Source organism: Longimicrobiaceae bacterium (genome assembly GCA_035936415.1).
Taxonomy (GTDB): Bacteria; Gemmatimonadota; Gemmatimonadetes; order Longimicrobiales; family Longimicrobiaceae; genus JAFAYN01.
The window spans coordinates 1-6,965 of the sequence record DASYWD010000242.1 but is presented as its reverse complement, the minus strand read 5'-3'; the positions used below and the strand labels follow the sequence as shown (position 1 = coordinate 6,965).

The window sequence follows — 6,965 nt, the reverse complement described above, 5'->3', positions numbered from 1 at the left end:
GTGGAGGGGTGGCGGCGCTTCCCGCTGGACGCACGGGTGCCGCTGGACGCGCGGGTGCCGCTGGCCGAGGCGGTGCGCACCCGGGACTGCGTGCTCGTCACCGGACGCGACGCGCTCGCCGACCGCTTCCCGGCGCTGGCGGACGCCGCGCGCGAGACGGGACACCAGGCCTGGGCGGCGGTCCCCCTCCTCGCCGACCAGCGCGCGCTGGGGGCCATCGGCCTGAGCTTCGTGGAGCCGCGCGAGTTCACGGCCGAGGACCGCGACTTCCTGGCGGCCATCGCCGCGCAGTGCGCGGGGGCGCTGGAGCGTGCCCGCCTGTACGAGGGGGAGCGGCGGGCGCGGGCGCAGGCGGAGGCGGCCACCCGCGCCCGCGACGAGCTTCTGGGCGTGGTGGCGCACGACCTCCGGAACCCGCTCACGGCCATCGCCATGTACGCGTCCCTCCTCCTGGACGCCCCGCGCGGGCCGGAGGCGCAGCGCGCGCCGCTGCGCAGCGTGCTGGAGCTGACGGAGCAGATGAACCGCCTCATCCACGACCTGCTCGACGCCACCCGCCTCGAGGCCGGGCAGCTCAGCGTGCACCCGGTGCCGCTGGCCGCGCGCACCCTCCTGGCCGAGGCGCGCGAGCTGGTGCGCCTGGCAGCGGAGAAGCGCGGGGTGGAGCTCGTGCTGGAGGTGCCGGGCGGGCTCCCGCGCATGCTGGCCGACCGCGACCGCGTGCTGCAGGTGCTCTCCAACCTGCTGGGGAACGCGGTGAAGTTCACCCCTCGCGGCGGGCGGGTCACGCTCCGCGCCACCCATGGCGGCGGCGAGGTGGTGGTCGCGGTGGCGGACACCGGGGCGGGGATCCCGGCGGAGCAGCTCCCCCACGTCTTCGACCGCTTCTGGCAGGCGGACGCCCGCCGCTCCGGCGCCGGCCTGGGCCTCGCCATCGCCAGGGGGATCGTGGAGGCGCACGGCGGGCGGATCCGCGTGGAGAGCGCTCCCGGCGAGGGGAGCACCTTCACCTTCACCCTCCCCGCCGTGCCCGAGGAGTGATCTCGCCGCCGACGGGGTGGCGTTCTGCCGTTGCAGGCCGTCGCCCGTGACCTGCCGTCAGAGCAGCACCGGCGCGAGCAGCCATCCCCAGAGGGTGACCAGCACCACGAAGGCCAGGTTCAGCAGGAAGCCGGCGCGGGCCATCTGCGGCACGGTGACGGCGCCGCTTCCGTAGACGATCGCGTTGGGCGGCGTCGCCACGGGCATCATGAAGGCGCAGCTGGCGGCCAGCGCGGCGGGGACGGCGAAGAGGAGCGGGTCCTCCCCGATCCCGCCGGCGAGCGAGGCGACCACCGGGAGGAAGGCGGCGGCGGTGGCGGTGTTGCTGGTGAGCTCGGTCAGGAAGATGACCACGGTGGCCACCACCGCGACGACCGTCACGGTGGGGAGCGCGTCCAGCGCGGAGAGCGCCGCGCCGATCCACCCCGCCAGCCCGGTGCGGGCGATGGCTCCCGCCAGCGAGAGCCCGCCGCCGAAGAGGAGGAGCACCTCCCAGGGGATGCGCCGCGCCCACTCCCAGTCCAGCGCGAACTCGCCGCGGCCCGGGTGCACCGGGAGCGCGAAGAGGAGGAGCGCCGCGGCCACCGCGATCCCCGCGTCGGAAAGGCCGGGGAGGACCCGCTCCAGGAGCGGGCGGAAGATCCACGACGCCGCCGCCAGGAAGAACACCGCGGCCACCGCCGCCTCGCCCCGCGAAGGGGGCCCCAGCGCGCGCAGCTCCCGCCGGATCATCTCCGCCCCGCCGGGGACCTCCGGGATCCGGAAGGGGTGCGCCCACCGCACCAGCAGCGCCCAGGTGAGCGGCAGCCCCACCAGCACCAGCGGCACGCCCAGGAGCATCCACCGCCCGAAGCCGATCTCCACCCCGTACGTCTCGCGCATGAAGCCGGCGAGGAGCGCGTTGGGCGGGGTGCCGATCAGCGTCCCCAGCCCCCCGATGCTGCACGCGTAGGCGATCCCCAGCATCAGCGCGGCCGCGAAGTTGGCCTCGTCCCGCCCGTCGCCGCCCCCCTCGCGCCGGCACACCAGCTCCACCACGGAGACGCCGATGGGGAGCATCATCACCGCGGTGGCGGTGTTGCTGACCCACATGCTGAGCAGCGCGGCGGCGGCCATGAAGCCCGCCACCAGGCTCGCCGGGCGGGTGCCGACGGCGCGGATCACCTCCAGCGCGACCCGCCGGTGCAGCCCCCACTTCTGCATCGCCTGCGCGAGCATGAAGCCGCCCAGGAAGAGGAAGATGACCGGGTTGGCGTAGGGCGCGGCGGCGGCATCGATGCCGGCGACGCCCAGGAGCGGGAAGAGGAGCAGCGGGAGGAGCGCGGTGGCCGGAATCGGCACCGCCTCGGACATCCACCACACGGCCATGAGGATCCCCACCCCGGCCGTGCGCCAGGCCGCCGGCTCCATCCCCGCCGGGGGCGGGAGGAGCAGGACGGCCAGGAGCGCGGCGGGACCGAGCGGGAGCCCGATGCGCCGCCGCGCCGGCACCGGATCTCCTACGCCTGGCGGCGCAGCAGCCGCGCCTTGGTGCCGAACAGGATCCCCTGCGCGCTCAGGAACTCGTTCGCGTCGGGCCAGTGGGCCAGCTCGCCGTCGTCCAGGATCTGGACATTGTGGCGCTGCTCGCGCGTGGCGGCCATGAGGCGCTCGGACCAGGCGAGCGGGATGCTCACCTTCCGTCCGTCGGCGAGCTTGGCGATGATCTCGTCGGCGGTCACGCCGATGGAGCGGAAGCGCGGGTCCGGGGGGATGCGGGGGTTGATCCAGGTGCTCGGGTCCATCGTTCTGATTCGGGGACGGGGGACGGCGGGTGGGGCTCCCGCGAGCGGGAAGTCACCCACCAGTGTGCACGCGCGGGGGCTCCCCACGCAAGGGGTACGGGTCACGGCGCCTCTCCGGGGCGGGGCGCGAGGGCCTCCGCCAGCCGGGAGGCGAGCGCCCCGACGTGCGGCTCCCGGAGCAGGGTGAAGTGGTCTCCGGGGAGGGTCGCGCTGCGCACGGTCCCGGTGGTGAGCGCCGTCCAGAGGGCCGCATCCGCGGCGGCCGGCGTGGTCCGGTCCTCCGCCTGGACCAGGAGGACGTCGGCCGTGGCGCGCCCCGGCCGGTAGGCCCGGCTGGCCGCCACGTTGGTCCGGAAGACCGTCCAGAGACGCCGGAAGCGGGCGAAGTCGAGCTCCGGGGGAAGCGCGTCCCCGGCGCGCGCCGCCTCCCACGCGCGGCGCAGCCGCTCCCCGGGCCCGTGCCGCAGGATCTCCTCGGGCGAAAGGGCGATCCGCTCCAGGGGCAGGCCCAGGTGGCGGGCGAAGCTGGCGAGGAGGCCGGGCTCGTCTGCTTCCGTGGGGACGGCCCGCCGTCCCGGTGACGGCGGGTCCACCAGGACGAGGAGCTCCACCCGCTGGCCCGCGGCTTCGGCCTGCCGCGCCATCTCGAAGGCGACCATCCCGCCCATGGACCATCCGCCCAGCCGGAACGGGCCCTCCGGCTGCACCGTGCGGACCGCCGCCAGGTAGTCCGCGGCCATCTCCGCGACGGTGGTCCGGGGGGCCTCGTCCCCGTCCACCCCCCGCGCCTGCAGGCCGTAGAACGGCTGGCCGGCGCCCAGGTGGCGGGCGAGATCCGCGTACCCCAGGACGTTCCCCCCGGCCGCGTGGACGAAGAAGAGCGGGCGCGCCGTTCCTCCCGTCCGGATCGGCACCAGCGTGGAGGACTCCCGGACGGAGTCCGTGCTAAGCGCCGCGGCCATCCGCTCCACGTCGGGACCCGCGAAGAGCTCCGCCACCGTGACCCGCTTGCCGGTGAGCTGTTCGACGCGGGCCAGGAGCCGTACCGCGAGGAGGGAGTGACCGCCCAGGGCGAAGAAGTCGTCCCGCACGCCGACCCGCTCCCGCTGCAGCACTTCCGCCCAGATCCCGCAGAGCATCTCCTCCGCCGGGGTGCGCGGGGCCACGTACGCCTCCCCGGGGCTCCACTCCGGCGCGGGGAGGGCGCGACGGTCCAGCTTGCCGTTCCGGGTCAGCGGGAGCACCTCCATCGGGACGAAGGCCGCGGGCACCATGTACTCCGGCAGCCGCGCCGCCAGGTGCGCCCGCAGCTCCTCGGGCGGCGCCGCCGCGCCGGGCTCCGCGACCACGTACGCCACCAGGCGCTTCTGCCCCGGCGTGTCTTCCCGCGCCGCCACCGCCGCCTGGCGGACCCCGGGGTGCCGCTCCAGCGCTGCCTCGATCTCCCCCGGCTCCACCCGGAAGCCGCGCACCTTCACCTGCTCGTCCACGCGGCCGAGGTACTCCAGCTCGCCGTCCAGGCGCCAGCGCGCGCGGTCGCCCGAGCGGTACATCCGCGCCCCGGGCACCGGGGCGAACGGGTCCGGGAGGAATCGCTCGGCCGTCCGCCCCGGCTGCCCCAGGTAGCCGCGCGCCACCCCGTCGCCGCCCACGTACAGCTCGCCGGGTACGCCCGCCGGCACCGGGCCGCCCTCCCCGTCCAGCAGGTACACGCGCACGTTGGCGATCGGCCGCCCGATGCCGACCGCCGCCCCCGGACGGACCCTCGCCACGGCGGTGTTGACCGTGGCTTCGGTGGGCCCGTAGTGGTTCCAGAGCGCCACGTCCGGGAAGTGCGCGAAGGTCCGTTCCGCCAGCTCCGGCGGGAGCGTCTCTCCCCCCAGCAGGACCGCCTTCAGCCCCGCGGGCTTCGCCGCGTGGCCGGAGGACACCAGCTCCAGCATCGCGCTCCACAGCGAGGGGACGCCCCCGAAGGAGACCCGCTCTCCCGTGGAGATCGCCCGGAGCAGCGCTCCCGGGTCGGTGGCGGCCGCTTCCGGGAGGACCCGGACCGCCTCCCCCCGCAGGAGCGGGGGGAAGAGCTGCCGCACGTGCGCGTCGAAGGTGAGGCGGCTCACCAGGGGGAGGACGAACCCTTCGGGCCCGAGGACCGTCTCGTCGAACCACCGGAGGTAGTTCGACAGCCCTCCGTGCTCCAGGAGCACGCCCTTGGGGGTGCCGGTGGAGCCGGAGGTGTAGATCACGTATGCCAGGCTGCGCGGCCCCACGCCGCTCTCCGGCGGAGTGCCGGGGCGCCGCGAGACCGCCTCCGCGTCGGCGTCCAGGCACACGACGGCGCCGCCGAAGCCGCCGAGGCGCCCGGCGAGGCGCGAGCAGGTGATCACCGCCTGCGCGCCCGCGTCCGCCAGCACGAAGCGGAGGCGCTCGTCCGGGTGGGCGGGATCGAGCGCCACGTAGGCGGCGCCGGCCTTGAGGATGGCGAGCACCGCGACGACGGTCGCGGCGCCGCGCTCCAGGAGGAGCCCCACCCGCGCCTCCGGGCCCGCGCCCAGGGCCCGGAGGTGGTGCGCGAGGCGGTTGGCGCGCCCTTCCAGCTCCGCGTAGGTGAGCGTTTCCGCGTCCGAGACCACCGCGGGAGCGTCGGGCGAGCGCGCGGCCTGCGCGGCGACCTGCTCGTGCACGCACGCCCGCGGACGATCGGCCGCCGTGTCGTTCCACGCTTCCAGCACCCGCGTCCGCTCCGCCGCGCCGAGCAGCGACAGCTCCGCCGGCTTCCGCTCGGGATGCGCCCCAACCTCCTCCAGGATTCGGACGTAGTGCTCCAGGAGCCGCTCCATGCTCCCGGCCTCCCACAGGTCCGCCCGGTAGGCGAGGTGCCCCTGGATGGTGTCCTCCGCTTCCACCTGGGTGAGCAGCAGGTCGAACTTGACCGTGCCTCCCGCGCCCCCGATCCCCTCCACCCGCGCCCCGCCCAGCCGCAGCTCCTCGCCGGTGTCGGCGCGGTGCGTGAACATCACCTGGAAGAGCGGCGTGTGCGCCAGGCTGCGCCCGGTCCCCAGCTCTTCCACCAGCTTCTCGAACGGCAGCTCCTGGTGCTGGTACGCGCCGAGCGTCGTCTCGCGCACCCGGTGCAGCAGCTCCCGGAAGCTCCCCGCGCCCGAAAGGTCGGTGCGCAGGACGAGGGTGTTGACGAAGAAGCCGATCAGCCCTTCCGTCTCCAGCCGGTCCCGCCCGGCGACCGGCGTCCCGACCACCACGTCCTCCTGTCCCGCGTAGCGCGAGAGCAGGAGCTGCCAGGCCGCGAGCAGCGTCATGAACAGCGTCGCGCCCTCGCGCCGGGCCAGGGCCCGCAGCGCCGCCGTGGCCTCCGCCCCCAGCTCGAAGCCGCTCGCCCCGGCGGCGTAGCCCGCCACCGCGGGACGGGGACGGTCGGTCGGCAGCTCCAGCAGCGGGGGCGCACCGGCCAGGCTCTCGCGCCAGAAGGCGAGGTGCTCCTGGAGCACGTCGCCCGAGAGCCAGGCACGCTGCCAGACGGCATAGTCGGCGTACTGCACCGGGAGCTCCGGGAGCGAGGGCTCCTCGCCCGCGGCGAAGGCGGCGTAGAGCGCCGAGACCTCGCGCACCAGCACCTCCATGCTCCAGCCGTCGCTGACGATGTGGTGCAGCGTGAAGAGCAGCACCCACTCCTCCTCCGCCACCCGCACCGCGCCGGCCCGCATCAGCGGGCCGGAGGCCAGGTCGAAGCCCCGCGCGCTCTCCTCCGCGACGAGGCGCCGCGCCTCGCGCTCGCGCGCCTCCTCCGCCGGTCCGCGGAGGTCCATCACCGGGAACGCGACCTCCGCGGGAGGGCGCACGACCTGCACCGGTGCTCCGTCCACGGTGCCGAAGACGGTGCGCAGCACCTCGTGGCGGTCCGCGAGCGCGGTGAGCGCCCGCCGCATGGCCGCCACGTCCAGCCGCCCGTGCAGGCGCAGCGGGAAGGCGACGTTGTAGGCGCTGCTCCCGGGGTGGAGCTGGTCGATGAACCAGAGCCGCTGCTGCGCGAACGAGAGCGGGAGCGGCCGGTCGCGCGGCGCCGGGACCACGGGCGGCGGCACCCGCTCCGGGCCGCCGCCCCGCAGCGCTTCGACGCGCTCCGCC

Annotated in this window: 4 protein-coding genes; 1 reads left to right on the top strand and 3 read right to left on the bottom strand. The window is 75.8% G+C overall.

Going from position 1 to position 6,965, the window contains the following annotated elements:
* Window positions 1-1,041: HAMP domain-containing sensor histidine kinase (locus tag VGR37_09770; protein ID HEV2147676.1), on the top strand; the 1,041-nt coding region annotated here is incomplete at its 5' end.
* A 57-nt stretch (window positions 1,042-1,098) separates the two neighbouring features.
* Here the strand turns inward: VGR37_09770 and VGR37_09765 are convergent.
* The 3 genes from VGR37_09765 to VGR37_09755 form a co-directional block, all read right to left on the bottom strand.
* The gene (locus VGR37_09765) at window positions 1,099-2,532 is read right to left on the bottom strand and encodes a DASS family sodium-coupled anion symporter (GenBank protein ID HEV2147675.1); all 1,434 of its coding nucleotides are present in this window, start codon (window positions 2,530-2,532) and stop codon (window positions 1,099-1,101) included.
* An 8-nt stretch (window positions 2,533-2,540) separates the two neighbouring features.
* Window positions 2,541-2,825 carry a DUF2442 domain-containing protein gene (locus VGR37_09760; protein ID HEV2147674.1) on the bottom strand — a complete coding sequence of 95 codons (285 nt, stop codon included), beginning with the start codon at window positions 2,823-2,825 and terminating at the stop codon, window positions 2,541-2,543.
* A gap of 101 nt (window positions 2,826-2,926) precedes the next feature.
* A partial coding sequence (locus VGR37_09755) for an amino acid adenylation domain-containing protein (protein HEV2147673.1) occupies window positions 2,927-6,965 on the bottom strand: 4,039 nt, incomplete at its 5' end.

Bases quoted from the DNA above. Each gene is read 5' to 3' on its own strand.
- VGR37_09760 (HEV2147674.1), bottom strand. From the start codon at position 2,825: ATGGACCCGAGCACCTGGATCAACCCCCGCATCCCCCCGGACCCGCGC.